This is a genomic window from Bacillus sp. FDAARGOS_527 (assembly GCF_003812125.1).
Lineage (GTDB): Bacteria > Bacillota > Bacilli > Bacillales > Bacillaceae_G > Bacillus_A > Bacillus_A paranthracis.
In genome coordinates, this window is sequence record NZ_CP033795.1 from 4,802,501 (window position 1) to 4,820,000 (window position 17,500).

The 17,500-nt window shown below is 38.5% G+C and carries 14 protein-coding genes, 2 tRNA genes, 3 rRNA genes and 2 riboswitches (2 of these 21 cut by a window edge); of the genes, 16 read left to right on the top strand and 3 right to left on the bottom strand.

The genetic code is table 11. From position 1 onward, the window contains the following. The 8 genes from EGX95_RS27785 to tsaD all read left to right on the top strand — a co-directional run. A 23S ribosomal RNA gene (locus tag EGX95_RS27785) occupies window positions 1-1,467 on the top strand; it begins 1,456 nt to the left of the window's first position. A 49-nt stretch (window positions 1,468-1,516) separates the two neighbouring features. Continuing rightward, window positions 1,517-1,632: ribosomal RNA gene (gene rrf, locus EGX95_RS27790) — 5S ribosomal RNA — on the top strand. A 12-nt stretch (window positions 1,633-1,644) separates the two neighbouring features. Continuing rightward, window positions 1,645-1,721, top strand: a tRNA-Met gene (locus tag EGX95_RS27795). A gap of 3 nt (window positions 1,722-1,724) precedes the next feature. Beyond that, window positions 1,725-1,800: transfer RNA gene (locus EGX95_RS27800), tRNA-Asp, on the top strand. Between the two features lie 174 nt (window positions 1,801-1,974). After that, the gene (gene tsaE, locus EGX95_RS27805) at window positions 1,975-2,448 is read left to right on the top strand and encodes a tRNA (adenosine(37)-N6)-threonylcarbamoyltransferase complex ATPase subunit type 1 TsaE (protein WP_000049631.1); all 474 of its coding nucleotides are present in this window, start codon (window positions 1,975-1,977) and stop codon (window positions 2,446-2,448) included. Continuing rightward, window positions 2,429-3,121, top strand: a complete 693-nt coding sequence (gene tsaB, locus EGX95_RS27810; protein WP_000865759.1) for a tRNA (adenosine(37)-N6)-threonylcarbamoyltransferase complex dimerization subunit type 1 TsaB — start codon at window positions 2,429-2,431, stop codon at window positions 3,119-3,121. Before tsaE ends, tsaB begins: the two co-directional genes overlap by 20 nt. Before the next feature lie 13 nt (window positions 3,122-3,134). Continuing rightward, on the top strand, window positions 3,135-3,578 hold the full coding sequence (gene rimI / locus EGX95_RS27815; protein ID WP_000367197.1) for a ribosomal protein S18-alanine N-acetyltransferase: 444 nt from the start codon (window positions 3,135-3,137) through the stop codon (window positions 3,576-3,578). After that, entirely contained in the window at window positions 3,578-4,594 is a 1,017-nt protein-coding gene (gene tsaD, locus EGX95_RS27820; protein ID WP_000414588.1) for a tRNA (adenosine(37)-N6)-threonylcarbamoyltransferase complex transferase subunit TsaD, read from the top strand. The genes rimI and tsaD overlap by 1 nt, the downstream gene beginning before the upstream one ends. Window positions 4,595-5,013: 419 nt before the next feature. Here the strand turns inward: tsaD and EGX95_RS27825 are convergent, their stop codons facing one another. After that, complete coding sequence (locus EGX95_RS27825; RefSeq protein ID WP_000602163.1) at window positions 5,014-6,948, bottom strand: ABC-F family ATP-binding cassette domain-containing protein; 1,935 nt, start codon at window positions 6,946-6,948, stop codon at window positions 5,014-5,016. A gap of 187 nt (window positions 6,949-7,135) precedes the next feature. Between EGX95_RS27825 and EGX95_RS27830 the strand changes: the two genes are divergently transcribed. Further along, the gene (locus EGX95_RS27830; protein ID WP_000437699.1) at window positions 7,136-7,765 is read left to right on the top strand and encodes a redox-sensing transcriptional repressor Rex; all 630 of its coding nucleotides are present in this window, start codon (window positions 7,136-7,138) and stop codon (window positions 7,763-7,765) included. A gap of 29 nt (window positions 7,766-7,794) precedes the next feature. Here the strand turns inward: EGX95_RS27830 and EGX95_RS27835 are convergent, their stop codons facing one another. Both EGX95_RS27835 and EGX95_RS27840 read right to left on the bottom strand, forming a co-directional pair. Then, the gene (locus EGX95_RS27835; protein ID WP_001246201.1) at window positions 7,795-7,986 is read right to left on the bottom strand and encodes a YdiK family protein; all 192 of its coding nucleotides are present in this window, start codon (window positions 7,984-7,986) and stop codon (window positions 7,795-7,797) included. Further along, on the bottom strand, window positions 7,983-8,732 hold the full coding sequence (locus EGX95_RS27840) for a CPBP family intramembrane glutamic endopeptidase (protein WP_000745339.1): 750 nt from the start codon (window positions 8,730-8,732) through the stop codon (window positions 7,983-7,985). The genes EGX95_RS27835 and EGX95_RS27840 overlap by 4 nt, the downstream gene beginning before the upstream one ends. A 401-nt stretch (window positions 8,733-9,133) precedes the next feature. On the opposite strand from EGX95_RS27840, the gene groES reads away from it, so the two are divergent. From groES to EGX95_RS27875, 7 genes are all read left to right on the top strand, one after another. Beyond that, window positions 9,134-9,418 carry a co-chaperone GroES gene (gene groES, locus EGX95_RS27845; protein WP_000917306.1) on the top strand — a complete coding sequence of 95 codons (285 nt, stop codon included), beginning with the start codon at window positions 9,134-9,136 and terminating at the stop codon, window positions 9,416-9,418. A gap of 38 nt (window positions 9,419-9,456) precedes the next feature. Next, window positions 9,457-11,091 (top strand): chaperonin GroEL, encoded by a 1,635-nt coding sequence (gene groL / locus EGX95_RS27850; protein WP_001029999.1) that lies wholly within the window; start codon window positions 9,457-9,459, stop codon window positions 11,089-11,091. A 141-nt stretch (window positions 11,092-11,232) separates the two neighbouring features. Further along, a riboswitch (purine riboswitch) is annotated at window positions 11,233-11,334 on the top strand. Window positions 11,335-11,498: 164 nt separating this feature from the next. Then, window positions 11,499-13,037, top strand: a complete 1,539-nt coding sequence (gene guaA / locus EGX95_RS27855; protein WP_000743925.1) for a glutamine-hydrolyzing GMP synthase — start codon at window positions 11,499-11,501, stop codon at window positions 13,035-13,037. A 154-nt stretch (window positions 13,038-13,191) separates the two neighbouring features. Next, window positions 13,192-13,293, top strand: a riboswitch (purine riboswitch). A 128-nt stretch (window positions 13,294-13,421) separates the two neighbouring features. Beyond that, a complete protein-coding gene (locus EGX95_RS27860) occupies window positions 13,422-14,747 on the top strand; it encodes an NCS2 family permease (RefSeq protein WP_000833093.1) in 1,326 nt (441 codons plus the stop codon). Between the two features lie 144 nt (window positions 14,748-14,891). Further along, on the top strand, window positions 14,892-15,593 hold the full coding sequence (locus tag EGX95_RS27865) for a response regulator transcription factor (protein WP_001262951.1): 702 nt from the start codon (window positions 14,892-14,894) through the stop codon (window positions 15,591-15,593). Then, complete coding sequence (gene ampS, locus EGX95_RS27870) at window positions 15,577-17,082, top strand: aminopeptidase AmpS (protein WP_000719191.1); 1,506 nt, start codon at window positions 15,577-15,579, stop codon at window positions 17,080-17,082. The genes EGX95_RS27865 and ampS overlap by 17 nt, the downstream gene beginning before the upstream one ends. 291 nt (window positions 17,083-17,373) lie before the next feature. Beyond that, window positions 17,374-17,500 (top strand): 16S ribosomal RNA (locus EGX95_RS27875) (it continues 1,425 nt past the right edge of the window).

Below are 17,500 nucleotides of genomic sequence, written 5' to 3' on the forward strand. Positions count from 1 at the left end.
TATCGTTTGAGCAATGGAGGGACGCAGAAGGATAGAAGAAGCGTGCGATTGGTTGTGCACGTCCAAGCAGTTAGGCTGATAAGTAGGCAAATCCGCTTATCGTGAAGGCTGAGCTGTGATGGGGAAGCTCCTTATGGAGCGAAGTCTTTGATTCCCCGCTGCCAAGAAAAGCTTCTAGCGAGATAAAAGGTGCCTGTACCGCAAACCGACACAGGTAGGCGAGGAGAGAATCCTAAGGTGTGCGAGAGAACTCTGGTTAAGGAACTCGGCAAAATGACCCCGTAACTTCGGGAGAAGGGGTGCTTTCTTAACGGAAAGCCGCAGTGAATAGGCCCAAGCGACTGTTTAGCAAAAACACAGCTCTCTGCGAAGCCGTAAGGCGAAGTATAGGGGGTGACACCTGCCCGGTGCTGGAAGGTTAAGGAGAGGGGTTAGCGTAAGCGAAGCTCTGAACTGAAGCCCCAGTAAACGGCGGCCGTAACTATAACGGTCCTAAGGTAGCGAAATTCCTTGTCGGGTAAGTTCCGACCCGCACGAAAGGTGTAACGATTTGGGCACTGTCTCAACCAGAGACTCGGTGAAATTATAGTACCTGTGAAGATGCAGGTTACCCGCGACAGGACGGAAAGACCCCGTGGAGCTTTACTGTAGCCTGATATTGAATTTTGGTACAGTTTGTACAGGATAGGCGGGAGCCTTTGAAACCGGAGCGCTAGCTTCGGTGGAGGCGCTGGTGGGATACCGCCCTGACTGTATTGAAATTCTAACCTACGGGTCTTATCGACCCGGGAGACAGTGTCAGGTGGGCAGTTTGACTGGGGCGGTCGCCTCCTAAAGTGTAACGGAGGCGCCCAAAGGTTCCCTCAGAATGGTTGGAAATCATTCGTAGAGTGCAAAGGCATAAGGGAGCTTGACTGCGAGACCTACAAGTCGAGCAGGGACGAAAGTCGGGCTTAGTGATCCGGTGGTTCCGCATGGAAGGGCCATCGCTCAACGGATAAAAGCTACCCCGGGGATAACAGGCTTATCTCCCCCAAGAGTCCACATCGACGGGGAGGTTTGGCACCTCGATGTCGGCTCATCGCATCCTGGGGCTGTAGTCGGTCCCAAGGGTTGGGCTGTTCGCCCATTAAAGCGGTACGCGAGCTGGGTTCAGAACGTCGTGAGACAGTTCGGTCCCTATCCGTCGTGGGCGTAGGAAATTTGAGAGGAGCTGTCCTTAGTACGAGAGGACCGGGATGGACGCACCGCTGGTGTACCAGTTGTTCTGCCAAGGGCATAGCTGGGTAGCTATGTGCGGAAGGGATAAGTGCTGAAAGCATCTAAGCATGAAGCCCCCCTCAAGATGAGATTTCCCATAGCGTAAGCTAGTAAGATCCCTGAAAGATGATCAGGTTGATAGGTTCGAGGTGGAAGCATGGTGACATGTGGAGCTGACGAATACTAATAGATCGAGGACTTAACCATATAATATGTAGCAAATGTTATCTAGTTTTGAAGGAATATGCCTTCATAGTTTGGTGATGATGGCAGAGAGGTCACACCCGTTCCCATACCGAACACGGAAGTTAAGCTCTCTAGCGCCGATGGTAGTTGGGACCTTGTCCCTGTGAGAGTAGGACGTCGCCAAGCTATTTATATCATCGCGGGGTGGAGCAGCACGGTAGCTCGTCGGGCTCATAACCCGAAGGTCGCAGGTTCAAATCCTGTCCCCGCAACCAAATGGTCCCGTGGTGTAGTGGTTAACATGCCTGCCTGTCACGCAGGAGATCGCCGGTTCGACCCCGGTCGGGACCGCCATTTTATATAAAGAAAAGAACGAAACATGTTGTTTCGTATTTTTTTATTTGTTTTAACAAAAAACTAATAAAGACAGTCAAACTATCCTTAGGAAAACTCCTAAGGACTTTTTTATATATTCAAAACCTGTATAATAAATAGCAGAGAACATTGTGAGTAAAGTAGGTGAAGTCTGTGAGTAAATATGAAATAACAACAAAATCATCTGAGGAAACACAAAGATTATCAGAAAAACTTGGTGAACTTGCTCAGGCACAAGATGTAATTATTTTAGAAGGAGATCTAGGGGCTGGTAAGACGACTTTTACAAAGGGACTAGCAAAAGGTCTTGGAGTGAAAAGAGTTGTAAATAGCCCTACCTTTAATATTATTAAAGAATATAAAGGGAGATTACCGCTATATCATATGGACGTGTATCGCTTAGCTGAAAGTGAAGAAGACTTAGGTTTTGATGAGTATTTCTACGGTGAAGGAATTACGGTAGTAGAATGGGCTCATTTAATAGAAGCATATTTACCAAATGAGAAGCTACAAATTAGTTTATTCCATGCTGGAGATGACACAAGAAACATTGTACTCGAGCCAATTGGAGATCGCTATATTAGATTATGTGAGGAGCTATTACAAGATGAAAGTACTAGCAATTGATACTTCAAATTATGTAATGGGTGTATCCCTTATTGAAGAAGGAAACGTAATTGGGGAAATCATTACAAATTTAACAAAAAATCATTCTGTGCGTCTTATGCCAGCTGTAGAACAACTGTTAAAAGAATGCGGTGTAAAACCCAAAGAATTAACTAAAATAGTTGTAGCTGCTGGACCAGGATCATATACAGGTGTTCGTATAGGTGTGACAGCTGCCAAAACATTAGCTTGGTCACTTCAAATACCAATTGTCGGTGTATCAAGTTTAGAAGTAGTGGCTGCAAACGGGGCTAATTTTGATGGATTAATCTGTCCTTTATTCGATGGAAGACGTGGACAAATTTATACTGGCTTATATACATATGAGGGAGAGGATTTAACTTCTATAGAGGAAGACCGAATCATCCTTATTGTAGACTGGTTGCAAATGTTAAAAGATAAAGGAAAGCCTGTTTTATTTATTGGTAACGATGTGAAACTACACAAAGAAACAATTATTGAACATTTAGGCAATCAAGCTGTCTTTGCTCCTGTCACTAAAAATAACCCAAGACCAAGTGAGCTAGCGTTCTTAGGATTACAAAAAGAAGAACAAGATGTACATTCATTTGTTCCTAGTTACCTTCGTTTAGCTGAAGCTGAAACAAAGTGGTTAGAAAGTCAAAACAAGTAGGAGCTTGCAGAGGATGGATATGATATTTAGAAAGATGGAACTTGATGATATTGCTCAAATTGTAGCCATTGAAGAAGCATCTTTTTCAACTCCTTGGACTGCAGATGCCTTTCACCGTGAGTTAACGATGAATGAACATGCACATTATGTTGTGCTAGAAAAAGATGGTCGTGTAATTGGGTATTGTGGATTGTGGATAATTATTGATGAATCACATATAACAAATATAGCTATTTTGCCAGAATACAGAGGTCAAAAGCTAGGAGATGCTTTATTAAAAGAAGTTATTTCCGAGGCGAAAACTCTAGGTGTAAAAACGATGACACTTGAAGTACGTGTATCAAATGAAGTAGCAAAACAGTTATACAGAAAATACGGATTTCAAAATGGTGGAATTCGTAAACGATACTATGCAGACAATCAGGAAGATGGTCTCGTAATGTGGGTGAATATATAATGGAAAAAAATACGATTATACTTGGTATTGAAACAAGTTGTGATGAAACAGCAGTAGCGGTTGTTAAAAATGGAACGGAAATTATTGCGAATGTTGTTGCATCACAAATTGAAAGTCATAAACGTTTTGGCGGAGTTGTACCAGAGATTGCGTCCCGTCATCATGTAGAAGAAATTACAGTTGTATTAGAAGAAGCGTTAAAAGAAGCGAATATCACATTTGATGATATTGATGCAATTGCTGTCACAGAAGGACCTGGTTTAGTAGGAGCGCTTCTAATAGGGGTAAATGCAGCGAAAGCAGTAGCTTTTGCACATGATATCCCTCTAGTTGGCGTTCATCATATCGCTGGCCACATTTATGCGAACCGTTTAGTAAAAGAAGTTCAATTCCCATTACTATCACTTGTTGTATCTGGTGGACATACAGAGCTTGTTTATATGAAAGAACATGGTTCATTTGAAGTAATTGGTGAAACGCGAGATGATGCAGCAGGAGAGGCATATGATAAAGTAGCTCGTACGTTATCTATGCCATATCCAGGTGGTCCTCATATTGATCGACTTGCACATGAAGGAGAACCAACAATTGATTTACCTCGTGCATGGCTAGAACCGGATTCGTATGATTTCAGTTTTAGCGGATTGAAATCAGCAGTTATCAACACTGTGCATAACGCAAAACAACGCGGGATAGAAATTGCACCGGAAGATTTAGCAGCAAGTTTCCAAGAGAGTGTAATTGACGTATTAGTAACGAAAGCATCTCGTGCAGCGGATGCTTATAACGTAAAGCAAGTGCTTCTTGCTGGTGGAGTAGCTGCGAATAAAGGACTGCGTGCACGTTTAGAAGCAGAATTTGCACAAAAAGAAAATGTAGAGCTAATTATTCCTCCTCTATCTTTATGTACAGATAATGCAGCAATGATTGCAGCGGCAGGTACAATTGCATATGAACAAGGAAAACGTGCTACATTAGCTTTAAATGCAAATCCAGGATTAGATATTGAAGCATAGTTATGCACAAAATTAACCACAGCTTGTGGATAAAACCCATATTATCTGTTGATAATATGGGTTTTATTGTGTATATAAAATGTTGATAACTTTTTTGTTAATTGTGGATAATGTGGAAAAGTTATTTTGTTGTTTATTTTATAAAGGTGGATATGTGTATAAGGTTGTGGATAAAATAGGTGAAGTCTGACCTTTGAACCTATCCTTTTTCGGGAAATAAAAACGAAGAAGGTATCTCTAAAAAACATTTTGAAATATGCCCTTATTATAACGGGGGCTAATATTGTCAAACCTTGTCGGCAAATCGATATCTCGTGTCGAATCGTTTATGCAATAGAGGTTGACCATGGCTAGAAGATAAAAAGGATGTCCCATCGTCAAAAATCCCGACTGATGAGACATCCTTCTTATTCATACTCTTATAAATGCAATTCTTCCCATTCTGCCATACAAGCATCAAGTTGTTCTTGTAGTGTTTGCTTTTTCGTTGTAATTTCACTAGCCTTTTCATAATCTGCATATATTTCTGGTAAGCAAAGTTGATCTTCTAACGTAGCAATTTCTTCTTCAAATTGTACAATATTTTGTTCTAGTTCCTCAATTTTTCGAGTACGTTGACGCTCCAACTTTTTGCGCTCTTTTTCTTCGAGATAATTTAATTTTTCTGGAGCTACAGTTTTTTGAACAGGTGTCTGATTTTCTTGCTGTTCTTGTTGTTCAAATTCAGCACGTTCAATCATCTCATTTTTCTTTTCAACGTAGTAATCATAGTCCCCTAAATATTCCTGTGCACCTTCTGTTGATAACTCAACAACGGTCGTCGTTACACGATTAATAAAGTAGCGGTCATGAGATACAAAGAGAAGGGTACCAGGATAATCAATCAAAGCATTCTCCAAAATCTCTTTACTATTTAAATCAAGATGGTTTGTAGGCTCATCGAGAATTAATAAATTCGATTTTTGCATCATAAGTTTTGCGAGAGCTAACCGAGCTTTTTGTCCACCACTAAGAGATGATACTGGTTTTAGTACATCATCTCCTGTGAATAAGAAGTTGCCTAGTATCGTGCGAATTTCTTTTTCAGGTTGCAGTGGATATTCATCCCATAACTCATTTAAAACGCGCTTAGAAGATGTTAAATTGGCTTGTTCTTGATCATAGTAACCAACAGATACATTGGATCCGAAAGAAACATCACCATGTAGTAGTGGTAACTTATTCACAATTGATTTTAATAATGTGGATTTCCCAATTCCATTTGGACCAACTAAAGCAACGCTATCTCCGCGAGTTAAGCGCATTGTTACATGTTCAATAATTGGATCCTTATCATAGCCGATAGTTGCATCCTTTACTTGTAACACATCATTTCCGCTTTGTTTTTCGATATCGAAGTGGAAGGAAGCTGACTTAGAGTCACCTAATGGTCTTGTTAATAGTTCCATACGGTCTAATTGTTTACGACGGCTTTGTGCACGTTTTGTCGTAGATGCACGAGCTATATTTTTTTGAACGAAGTCCTCTAGCTTAGCGATTTCATCTTGTTGTTTTTCATAACGTTTCATTTCTTGCTCGTATAGTGCTGACTTTAAGTCTAAATATTTACTGTAGTTACCAACAAATCGTCTGCTTTCTTTATTCGAAATTTCATATACTTGTGTAACAAGTTTATCTAAGAAATAACGGTCATGGGAAACGATTAGTATTGCGCCAGGATAACCTTGTAAATATTGTTCAAGCCATGTTAATGTTTCGATGTCTAAATGGTTTGTAGGCTCGTCCAAAATAAGTAGGTCTGGTTTCGTTAATAATAATTTACCGAGAGCTAATCGTGTTTTTTGTCCACCGCTTAATGTAGAAATCGTCGTCTGGTGCGTTTCAACTGGGAAGCCAAGACCACTTAAAATCGAACGGATATCTGCTTCGTACTGATAGCCACCTTGATCTTTATAATCTAATTGTAATTGGTCATAATCAGCTAATAATCTTTCATATGTAGCCTCGTTTGAAAAGTTTTCTTCTTTTCCCATCTCTTGCTCTAGCCTTCGAAGTTTTGTCTCCATTTGCTGCAAGTGTGTAAAGACGGTTAGCATTTCATCCCAAATTGTTAAAGACGTTTCTAAACCAGTATTTTGAGCTAAATATCCGATTGAGACATCTTTCGGTTTTATAATTTCGCCACTATCATGAGATAGCTCACCCGCTATTATTTTTAATAATGTAGATTTTCCGGCTCCATTTCGCCCGACTAATGCGATACGATCTTTCGTTTGAACTTCTAATTTTATGTTTGCAAGAATCGTTTCTGCACCGTATAATTTCGAAAGCGCGTTTACTTGTAATAAAATCAATGTTTTCACCTCAAATAATTTCTTAACTTTGCCATGTTTATATTTCTCAATCATACTAAAAATAGTGTATAGTTTAAAATACAGAGAGAATACTTCTTCTTTCTATTATACAAGGAATTTAATAAGTGCTAAACTTCTGTATTTAATTAAAGCATATGAATAAAGATAGGAAGAGAGGAGAGGTTATATGGAGCAGCAGAAAATTCCACAAGCCACTGCTAAGAGATTGCCTCTATACTATCGATTTATCCAAAACTTATCTTTGTCTGGTAAGCAACGTGTTTCATCAGCTGAATTAAGTGAAGCGGTAAAGGTTGATTCCGCAACGATTCGAAGAGATTTCTCATACTTTGGGGCATTAGGGAAAAAAGGATATGGATATAACGTAAATTATTTATTATCATTTTTCCGTGAAACACTCGACCAAGATGATATAACACGTGTAGCGCTTATTGGAGTAGGTAATTTAGGGACCGCTTTCTTACATTATAATTTCACGAAAAACAATAATACAAAGATTGAAATGGCATTTGATGTTAGTGAAGAGAAAGTTGGAACAGAAATCGGAGGCATTCCTGTATATCACTTAGATGAATTAGAAGAAAGATTATCAAATGATATACAAGTGGCAATATTAACAGTACCCGCTACAGTAGCGCAATCTGTAGCCGATAGATTGGCAGAAACAAACGTGCATGGTATTTTGAATTTCACACCAGCACGCTTAAATGTGTCAGAAAATATAAGAATTCATCATATTGATTTAGCAGTAGAGTTACAAACATTAGTTTACTTTTTGAAGAATTATCCACAATAAAACGCAGAGGAAGCGACCTCTGCGTTTTATTATTGTTTTTTCTTTGTGAATTTAACTAAGATAAGGCGAAGTGCCAAATTAAAATCAATCGTTGCCATAACTGCAAATAGTATTGTCCACATATTCCAAATTGTATCTGTTACGTTCGTAATGGCGAAGCGTGTAAAGATACATCCTAGAAGGAAATACAATGCAGCCATGAACAATGGTGAGTTTCTCATACTAAAAATCCTCCGATAAAGCCTTGCATTTTTTCAGCTTCTTTAATCATTTCTTGAATTTGTTCGTTACTCACTAAAACTTGAGCAATTGCAACTAATGTATTCATTGCAACATGAGCTGCGATAGGGACGATAATACGCTTCGTTTTTACATATAAGAAGGCGAATACGAGCCCCATAGCAGTGTATACCAATAAGTGAGTGAAATCAAAATGAATTGCTGCGAATACGAGAGAACTAATGATAGCAGCAATAAAGAAGTTAAACTTCTTATAAAGTGTACCAAATAAAATTTTCCTAAATACGATTTCTTCCAAAATAGGCCCTATTATAGAGATGACGATAAGGAACCAAGGTGTCGTTCTTGCGATATCCATAAGTCTCGCTGTATTTTCAGATCCAGGTTTAATACCTAATACATACATTTCAATCATACCAGCAATACTTTGCGAGAAAAATGCTAAGAAGAACCCGATAAAAATCCAACCAATCGTAGCTGGAACAGAAGAACGCTTTGTATCTAAATGTCTGTCACGAATATCTGTTCTAAGTAACCAAAGTACGATACATAATGCAATAAAGAAGCTAATGATTGCCCAGTGACCAGTTATGAGTTGAAATTTCTCTTCCCTAGTAAATCCCCTGTTGTCATAAAGTCCAGTTTTCAGAAGAAGTGGTAATCCAGCAATTGATGATAACTGCATTAAAATGTATGTAACGATAACCCACCAATATTGTTTTTTCAAATGGTTTAACCATCCTTTCTAACTCTAGTGTATGAGATAAGGTAGGATAACATGTAAAGATGCTACCTACGATATAAACTTTACTTACATTATGTTTTTTTTGTAAATCCTTATTTGAAATTATAATAGAAGACAGGAGAAAGTTGTGTGTGTAGCGAAAACAACTTAGGGTGTCCTTTCATATTGTAACACACGAGTAGTGGAAACAACGATTCATATAGTAAACGTAGAAGAAGAGGAACTCTATATAGAAAAGTTTATAGCGTAATTTGCGAAAAAATTATGATTTTTTTACTTGCAAAAGAAATTGAGATTATTTATTATTATAAGTGTGTTAGCACTCGGGTGACTTGAGTGCTAATAAATAAAATTTACATAACAAAATGAGGAGGTTATTGTTCATGCTAAAGCCATTAGGTGATCGCGTTGTAATTGAGCTTGTTCAAGCGGAAGAAAAAACAGCAAGTGGTATTGTATTACCAGACACAGCAAAAGAAAAACCACAAGAGGGTAAAGTTATTGCAGTAGGTACTGGTCGAGTGCTTGAAAATGGTGAGCGTGTTGCTTTAGAGGTAGCAGCAGGTGATCTTATCATCTTCTCAAAATATGCAGGTACTGAAGTGAAATATGAAGGTACAGACTACTTGATTTTACGTGAAAGTGACATTTTAGCAGTTATCGGTTAATTATATAAATCTTAAAAAATCCAAGGGGGTCAATTATTATGGCAAAAGATATTAAATTTAGTGAAGAAGCACGTCGTTCGATGCTTCGCGGTGTCGACACTCTTGCAAATGCAGTAAAAGTAACGCTTGGACCAAAAGGTCGTAACGTTGTTCTTGAGAAAAAATTCGGTTCACCACTTATTACAAATGACGGTGTAACAATCGCAAAAGAAATTGAATTAGAAGATGCATTCGAAAACATGGGTGCGAAATTAGTAGCAGAAGTTGCTAGCAAAACAAATGATGTAGCTGGTGACGGAACAACAACTGCAACTGTATTAGCACAAGCTATGATTCGTGAAGGTCTTAAAAACGTAACAGCTGGTGCGAACCCGATGGGTCTTCGTAAAGGTATCGAAAAAGCTGTAGTTGCTGCAGTAGAAGAATTAAAAACGATTTCTAAACCAATCGAAGGTAAATCTTCTATCGCACAAGTAGCTGCTATTTCTGCTGCTGACGAAGAAGTAGGTCAATTAATCGCTGAAGCAATGGAGCGCGTTGGTAACGACGGCGTTATTACTTTAGAAGAATCTAAAGGTTTCACAACAGAATTAGACGTAGTAGAAGGTATGCAATTTGATCGTGGATATGCATCTCCTTACATGATTACTGATTCTGACAAAATGGAAGCAGTTCTTGATAACCCATATATCTTAATCACTGACAAAAAGATTTCTAACATCCAAGAAATCTTACCAGTATTAGAGCAAGTGGTACAACAAGGTAAACCGCTTCTTATCATTGCTGAAGATGTAGAAGGCGAAGCGTTAGCTACATTAGTAGTGAACAAACTTCGTGGTACATTCAATGTAGTAGCTGTTAAAGCTCCTGGATTTGGTGACCGTCGTAAAGCAATGCTAGAAGATATCGCAATCTTAACTGGTGGCGAAGTAATCACTGAAGAATTAGGCCGTGACTTAAAATCTGCTACAGTTGAATCTTTAGGACGCGCTGGTAAAGTTGTTGTAACGAAAGAAAACACAACTGTAGTTGAAGGTGTAGGAAGCACAGAACAAATCGAAGCTCGCATCGGTCAAATCCGTGCGCAATTAGAAGAAACAACTTCTGAATTCGATCGTGAAAAATTACAAGAGCGTCTTGCAAAACTTGCAGGTGGCGTAGCAGTAATTAAAGTAGGTGCAGCAACTGAAACTGAGTTAAAAGAGCGTAAACTTCGCATTGAAGATGCACTTAACTCAACTCGTGCAGCAGTAGAAGAAGGTATCGTTGCAGGTGGTGGTACTTCACTTATGAACGTATACACGAAAGTAGCTTCTATCGTAGCTGAAGGCGACGAAGCAACAGGTATCAACATCGTACTTCGTGCACTAGAAGAGCCAGTTCGCCAAATCGCAATCAACGCTGGTCTAGAAGGATCTGTAGTTGTAGAGCGTCTAAAAGGCGAAAAAGTAGGCGTTGGTTTCAACGCAGCTACTGGCGAGTGGGTTAACATGCTTGAAACTGGTATCGTAGATCCAGCTAAAGTAACTCGCTCTGCACTTCAAAACGCAGCATCTGTTGCAGCTATGTTCTTAACAACTGAAGCTGTAGTAGCTGACAAACCAGAACCAAATGCACCAGCAATGCCTGACATGGGCGGCATGGGCATGGGCGGTATGGGCGGAATGATGTAATTCCGTTTGCCCTAAAAAAACATCCATTTCTATATAGAAATGGATGTTTTTTTATGTTTTTTAGAAAAGGAAATGAATTTCTGTAGAATTTTGTCGCTTTCTCTCTTGACCATATTGATACTTCATTGTTAGAATCTAGGAAGATAATATAAAACGATCCTTCATATATCCTCAAAGATATGGTTTGAGAGTCTCTACCAGGTTACCGTAAACAACCTGACTATGAAGGCAGTGTGTCTTATATTTATAAAGAGCGGAGACTATCTTTCTTTATAAAGCCAGACCCCTGCCTTTTCTTTGTTATGAGACTAGAGGCGGAGGACTGGCTTTTTTTATTATATTGGTAATGCTTTTCGCCTAATTGGTGAAAATATTTATATACGAGAACTAACGTTGGGGTGATTATTTTGAAGAAGCAACACGATACAATTATCGTTTTAGATTTTGGAAGTCAATACAATCAGTTAATAGCACGTCGAATTCGTGAGTTCGGTGTATACAGTGAACTTCATCCGCATACAATTACTGCAGAAGAAATTAAAGAAATAAATCCAAAAGGGATTATTTTCTCTGGTGGACCAAATAGTGTATATGGTGAAGGTGCATTACATTGTGATGAAAAAATCTTTGACCTAGGATTACCGATCTTCGGTATTTGTTACGGTATGCAACTTATGACACAAAAATTCGGTGGTAAAGTAGAACGTGCAAACCACCGTGAGTATGGAAAAGCGGTTCTTAAAGTAGAGAACGAATCAAAATTATATGCGAACCTTCCAGAAGAGCAAGTTGTATGGATGAGCCATGGCGACTTAGTAACTGGTTTACCTGAAGGATTCGTAGTAGACGCAACAAGTGAGTCTTGCCCAATTGCTGGTATGAGCAATGAAGCGAAAAACTTATACGGTGTACAATTCCACCCAGAAGTACGTCACTCTGAGCACGGTAACGATTTAATTAAAAACTTCGTATTCGGCGTATGTGGTTGTTCTGAAGGATGGAACATGGAGAACTTTATCGAAGTAGAATTAGAAAAAATTCGTGAAACTGTTGGAGACAAAAAAGTTCTATGCGCACTTAGTGGCGGTGTAGATTCTTCTGTTGTAGCAGTATTAATTCATAAAGCAATCGGCGATCAATTAACTTGTATCTTCGTTGACCACGGCTTACTTCGTAAAGGCGAAGCAGAAGGCGTTATGAAAACATTTAGCGAAGGCTTCCACATGAACGTTATTAAAGTGGATGCAAAAGAACGCTTCATGAACAAGTTAAAAGGTGTAGAAGATCCAGAACAAAAACGTAAAATTATCGGTAACGAATTCATTTACGTATTTGATGATGAAGCTTCTAAATTAGAAGGAATGGACTTCTTAGCACAAGGTACACTGTACACAGATATCGTTGAAAGTGGTACAGCAACTGCACAAACAATTAAATCTCACCATAACGTTGGTGGACTTCCAGAAGACATGCAGTTCAAATTAATTGAGCCTTTAAACACGTTATTTAAAGATGAAGTACGTGTATTAGGATCTGAACTAGGAATTCCTGATGAGATCGTATGGCGTCAACCATTCCCAGGCCCTGGTCTTGGTATTCGTGTACTAGGTGAAATCACAGAAGAGAAATTAGAAATTGTTCGTGAATCTGATGCGATTTTACGTGAAGAAATTATTAAAGCTGGCTTAGATCGCGAAATCTGGCAATACTTCACTGCGCTTCCTGGTATGCGTAGCGTAGGTGTTATGGGTGACGAGCGTACTTACGATTACACAGTAGGTATCCGCGCAGTAACATCTATCGATGGTATGACAGCTGACTGGGCACGTATCCCTTGGGACGTATTAGAGAAAATCTCTGTACGTATCGTAAACGAAGTAAAACACGTTAACCGTATCGTGTATGATGTAACGAGTAAGCCACCAGCAACTATTGAGTGGGAATAGTATTATACAAAAAGATCCATCTATTGCTCATGCATAGATGGATCTTTTGTATTCCTACTATTAATACGAACAAAATTATAAATGTTTACAAAAATGTTCGTTTTTAAATTGACAAAACTACTTCATCGAGTTAATATGAGTATGTAATTCAAACGAAAAGTGAATATTATGCCGTCGTATAATATCGGGGATATGGCCCGAAAGTTTCTACCTAGCTACCGTAAATGGCTTGACTACGAGGCGTTTTTATAAAGGTGAGGGGAATCTTATCTTTATTCATAGAACGCTTCCATGTATATGCAATGGAAGCCTTTTTTATTTTTAATAGATAAAAGAGGGCTAGGGGGATTACGGCGAGTAATCATATAACGGGGGAAACGTAAGATGAAACGCTATTTTCAGTTTGATGAACTCGGCACAAATTATAAAACAGAGTTCATAGCAGGTTTAACGACATTTTTATCTATGGCTTACGTACTATTTGTCAATCCTGCTACGCTGTCACTTGGAAATGTTAAAGGATTACCGGCAGGTACAGGAATGGATCCAGGTGCAGTATTCGTTGCTACAGCATTAGCAGCAGCGATCGGTTCGTTAATTATGGGTATTTTCGCGAAGTATCCAATTGCTTTAGCGCCAGGTATGGGAATTAACGCGTTCTTTGCTTATACAGCAGTGTTAACGATGGGTATTCCATGGCAAACGGCAATTGCTGGAACGTTAATGTCAGGTATTATCTTTATTATTCTTACTGCTTCAGGTATTCGTGAAAAAATCATTAATGCAATTCCATCGGAGTTAAAGTTTGCAGTAGCGGCAGGTATTGGATTATTCATTGCTTTCCTTGGATTCCAAAATGCCGGAATTATCGTGAAAAATGATGCTGTTCTTGTTGGGTTGGGGGACTTAACAAAGGGCACAACGTTACTAGCAATTTTCGGAGTTGTTACGACCATTATCTTCATGATTAAGAAAGTTAATGGTGCAGTATTTTACGGTATGATTCTTACGGCAATCTTAGGAGTAGCAACCGGATTAATTGATACTCCGAAAGCGGTAGTGGGAGCAATACCGAGTTTAGAACCAACGTTCGGTGCGGCGTTAACGCACTTTGGAGATATTTTCACTGTTCAAATGGGGATTGTTATTATAACGTTCTTCTTTATCGATTTCTTTGATACAGCAGGTACGCTTGTAGCGGTTGCGAATCAAGCAGGATTAATGAAGAACAATAAATTACCACGTGCAGGAAAAGCATTATTTGCAGATGCAATTGCAACTGTAATTGGTGCGATCTTAGGTACATCAACAACAACGTCTTATATTGAATCTTCTGCAGGGGTAGCAGCGGGTGGACGTTCTGGATTTACAGCAGTTGTAACAGCAGGATTCTTCTTATTGGCACTATTCTTCTCGCCATTATTAAGTGTTGTAACACCAGCTGTAACAGCGCCAGCGTTAATTATTGTAGGGATCTTGATGGTTTCATCTTTAGGAGAAATTGATTGGAAGAAATTCGAGATTGCAGTACCAGCATTCTTTACAATTATCTCTATGCCACTTACGTATAGTATCGCAACGGGAATTGCGATTGGATTTATCTTCTATCCAATTACAATGGTAGTAAGCGGTCGTCGTAAAGAGATTCATCCGATTATGTATGTTATGGGAGTTTTATTCGTACTATATTTCATCTACGTTCGTAAATAAAAGGGGTTTTTTGAAAGGTCTAGACTTAAGGGGAGTCTAGACCTTTTTTGCGTCTTCAGAAAAACTTAAGGATTTCCGAGCGTTTTTCTTCAGAAGTTTTCCTATAATAGAAGTTAGGGATTAAAAAGTGATGGGGGAGATATTGTGGCAAATGAAACGATACTTGTCGTAGATGATGAAAAAGAAATTAGGAATCTTATTACAATCTATTTAAAGAATGAAGGATATAAAGTATTGCAAGCAGGGGACGGAGAAGAAGGATTACGTTTACTAGAAGAAAATGAAGTACATCTAGTCGTATTAGATATTATGATGCCGAAAGTAGATGGCATTCATATGTGTATGAAAGTAAGGGAAGAAAAAGAAATGCCGATCATTATGCTTTCCGCGAAAACGCAAGATATGGATAAGATTTTAGGGTTAACAACGGGTGCAGATGATTACGTAACGAAACCGTTTAATCCGTTAGAGTTAATCGCAAGAATTAAATCGCAGCTACGCCGTTATATGAAAATGAATGGTTTCGCTATACAAAACGAGGACGAGCTAGAAATTGGAGAGATGAAAATAAACATCTCAACCCATAAAGTTATTGTAGAGGGAGAAGAAGTGAAACTGACCCCGAGGGAATTTTCAATTTTAGAATTGCTAGCACGTAATCCGGGGATGGTCTTTAGCGCGGAGCAAATTTATGAAAAGGTGTGGAACGAAAGATCTTTCCAGTCTGATAATACTGTAATGGTGCATATTAGAAAAGTGCGTGAAAAGATTGAGGAGAATCCAAGGAAACCTAGATATATAAAAACGGTATGGGGAGTGGGGTATAAGATTGAAAAAGATATTTAATCCATTCGCTTATATTAGGAAAATAAGACAATTAATTGAGAAATTAGTAAAGAGCGTACGAAAGAGTATAAGAATTCAACTGATTACTACTTTTGCTGCTTGTGCGTTATTAGGAGTTTTTTTTGCAAAGGGAGCTGCGCCATTTTTTGAGAATGCGAATCGTAAAGCGACTGTCGATTATCGGTCTGGTATGCAACAAATTAATTATCAAGCTCAAAAAGCAGCAAATAGTTCGGTGCATGAAAATAAATTAGAAGCTATATCCAATATGATCGAAACGGAGAATCAAAATTTAGAGCGAGGAAATAGAGCTTTAAAAATATTGGTTACTGACGAAAGTGGTAAAGTTGTATATAAAACGAAGCAGGCACAAGAAGAGCAAATCGATCTGCATAATACGATTCGTAATGCAGCATCATTTGCGATTAACTATTCAAATGGTCAAGATATATTTGAAAATACGAGAAAAGAATTTATAGCTTTTTCACCTATTACAATAGAAAATAAGAATTTATATATGTTCGTTAGTGGAATTCCGGATGGTGTAGTAATGTATGATACGCAAGAAGGCCCATTCCCATTTTTAATTGGTGTACTCGTATTCATTTTCTCTTTCTTCTATATAACAAAGAGAAAGATGAAACAAATTGAAGCGATGGCAGAAGGTGTAAAGGAAATAGAAAAAGGTAACTTAGCGTACCGCATTGAGAAGAAAGGTGAAGATGAGATTGCGTCTTTAACTGAGAATATTAATAATATGGCGGAAGAGCTTATGAATAATATAGAAAAGGAACGTAAATTAGAGAAGCAAAAGAACGAGCTTATTACAAATGTATCTCACGATTTGCGTACACCACTGACTTCTATTATGGGTTACTTGCGATTACTTCGAGATTCTAAATATGAAAATAAAGAGCAACACGATGAATATACGAGAATTGCTTTTGCGAAGTCAGAGCAGTTAAAGAATTTAATAGAAGATTTATTTGAGTATACGAAGTTAACGAATGAACAAGTTGTATTAGAAAAACAAGAAGTATGTGTAAATGAGTTGCTCGAGCAATTAATAGAAGAGTTAGTACCGCAGGCGGAAGAGCATGGACTTACGTTCGTTAAGAAGTTTCCTGAGGAACGTGCCTATGCAGCGATTGATTCGGAAAAGATGGTTCGTGTATTTGATAATTTATTAATGAACGCGATTAAGTATAGTAAAGATGATGGGGAGATAAAAGTTTCTCTTCAAAGGCAGCGCCGGGATATACAAATTGTAATTGCGAATCATAGTGAAGCGTTTACGAGAGAAGAGTTAGCGAGTTTGTTTGAACGTTTTTATAAGAAAGATCAATCTAGAAGTAGAGTAACTGAAGGGTCGGGTCTTGGATTGGCGATTGCGAAAAGTATTGTTGAATTACAAGGTGGTAGTATTCGAGCTGAATATGAGGATGGTATTATTCAGTTTATCGTCTCGTTGCCAATTATAGAAAAATAATAAACGGATAGAATGGTATATGATAAAAAGGCTTATTTTAAAAGAAATAAGCCTTTTTATATTTTTTTAGAAAAACATGTTGACGATTAGAGATTAGAGGTGTAATATAGAACAAGTCGCCGATGACAATAACGTCGAAAGCGACAAACGAAAAAAACTTAGTTGACATTGAAAGATGAAAATGTTAACATAAGGAAGTCGCAAATGAGCGACAGACAAGTTCTTTGAAAACTGAACGAAACAAACAACGTGAAACGTCAATTTTTATTTTAGATGCTAGACAAACTAACTTTATTGGAGAGTTTGATCCTGGCTCAGGATGAACGCTGGCGGCGTGCCTAATACATGCAAGTCGAGCGAATGGATTAAGAGCTTGCTCTTATGAAGTTAGCGGCGGACGGGTGAGTAACACGTGGGT

What these genes read in the sequence shown, in the direction of transcription:
- tsaB (WP_000865759.1), top strand. Translation starts at nt 2,429, where the DNA reads ATGAAAGTACTAGCAATTGATACTTCAAATTATGTAATGGGTGTATCC.
- rimI (WP_000367197.1), top strand. Translation starts at nt 3,135, where the DNA reads ATGGATATGATATTTAGAAAGATGGAACTTGATGATATTGCTCAAATT.
- tsaD (WP_000414588.1), top strand. Translation starts at nt 3,578, where the DNA reads ATGGAAAAAAATACGATTATACTTGGTATTGAAACAAGTTGTGATGAA.
- EGX95_RS27830 (WP_000437699.1), top strand. Translation starts at nt 7,136, where the DNA reads ATGGAGCAGCAGAAAATTCCACAAGCCACTGCTAAGAGATTGCCTCTA.
- EGX95_RS27835 (WP_001246201.1), bottom strand. Translation starts at nt 7,986, where the DNA reads ATGAGAAACTCACCATTGTTCATGGCTGCATTGTATTTCCTTCTAGGA.
- groES (WP_000917306.1), top strand. Translation starts at nt 9,134, where the DNA reads ATGCTAAAGCCATTAGGTGATCGCGTTGTAATTGAGCTTGTTCAAGCG.
- groL (WP_001029999.1), top strand. Translation starts at nt 9,457, where the DNA reads ATGGCAAAAGATATTAAATTTAGTGAAGAAGCACGTCGTTCGATGCTT.
- EGX95_RS27860 (WP_000833093.1), top strand. Translation starts at nt 13,422, where the DNA reads ATGAAACGCTATTTTCAGTTTGATGAACTCGGCACAAATTATAAAACA.